Annotated in this window: 1 protein-coding gene; it reads right to left on the bottom strand. The window is 79.4% G+C overall.

Features of this window, described 5'->3' with window-relative positions:
• Positions 1-597 precede the first annotated feature (597 nt).
• A partial coding sequence (locus tag ACFV5N_RS27795) for a glycosyltransferase (RefSeq protein ID WP_385605300.1) occupies positions 598-1,444 on the bottom strand: 847 nt, incomplete at its 5' end.

Genomic DNA, 1,444 nt, shown 5'->3' with positions numbered 1-1,444 from the left:
CGCCCATCGCCCCGGCCGCCCCGGCCGGGCGGTGCTCCGTGGCGGGCCCGGCACCCTCCGGCCCCGGGTCCGGGAGCACCCCGCCCGCAGGGCCCTCACCGGCAGAACCACCGGCCCTCGCCCGACTGCCCGCCGCCCCTCGCGCGGAGCGCGTCCCTGCCGCCCCGCCGGCGGCATCTCCGCCGTCCGCAGGAGTGGATCCGCGCTTCCTCCGGTGTTTCCCACCGCCTCCACCCGCCGCACCGGTGGCACCGGTCGAGGCCGCGCGCCCCGGTGTCTCCGCCCGACCGGGCGGGCGGTGCTCCGTGGCGGGCCCGGCACCCTCCGGCCCCGCGTCCGGCCGCGCCCCGTCCGCAGCTCCCCCACCGGCAGAACCACCGACGCCCGCGCGACCGCTCGCCGCCCCGGTAGTCCCCTCCGCAGCGTCGCCCCCTCCCGTACCACCGGCCCCGGGCGCCCTCCGCACCGCCGCCTCAGGCGCACGCGCCGCCGCGCCGCGCTCCCCGCCGTCCGCACCGCCGGTGACCGCCCCCGCCGCCGTCCGGCGGCGGGTCTTCGGGCGGGCCGTCGCCTTCGCTCTCGTCTTCGCCTTGTGTCTCATCGGCTCTGCGCCCCTTCGTACACATCCATCAGTCGCCCGGCCGCCCGGCCGATGTCGTAGTGGTGCACCGCCTCGGGGACCGGGAAGCGGTGCGGGGCCCGGTCCAGTTCGGTGCGCAGCGCCGCCCGCAGGGCGTCGGCGCCCGCCGCCACCCGGCGGGCGCCGGGGGCCGCCCGGCGCGGGAGTTCGTCGATCGCCGGGCACGTCACGTGCAGCACCGGCAGCCCCGCCGCCAGCGCCTCCAGCGCGGCGAGCCCGAAGGTCTCCTCCATCGACGCGGACACGAAGACGTCCATCGCCGACAGCGCTTCCGGTACCGCGCTCTCTCCCGGCAGCAGCACCCGCCCGGCCACGCCCAGCTCCGCCGCCAGCCGTTCCAGCGCGCCGCGCAGCGGCCCTTCGCCCACCAGGACCAGCCGCACCGCGTCCGGCAGTCCCGCCACCGCCCGGACGAGGTCGGGGAAGCCCTTGCCCGGCACCAGCCGCCCCACCCCGCCCACCAGCACGGCGTCCGGCGGCACGCCGAGCCGGGCCCGGACGGCGGCCCGCGCGTCCGGGTCGTACCGGAACCGTTCCGGGGCGATGCCGTTCGGGACGACGTGGATCCGCTCCGCCGGGACCCCCCACTGCCGCAGCCGCCCGGCGACCGTCCCCGAGACCGCGACCGTCGCCCGGCCGAGCCGTTCGGTCGCCAGGTAGAGCGCCCGGGTTCCGGGCGTCAGCGGACGGCCCTCCATCACCCGTTCGCCGAGGGAGTGTTCGGTGGCCACGACCGCCCGTACGCCGGCCAGCCGGGCGGCGATCCGTCCGTACACGCACGCACGGTACAGATGGGTGTGGACC

Source organism: Streptomyces sp. NPDC059853, from assembly GCF_042731495.1.
GTDB lineage: Bacteria > Actinomycetota > Actinomycetes > Streptomycetales > Streptomycetaceae > Streptomyces.
This window is presented reverse-complemented; position numbering and strand designations above follow the sequence as displayed.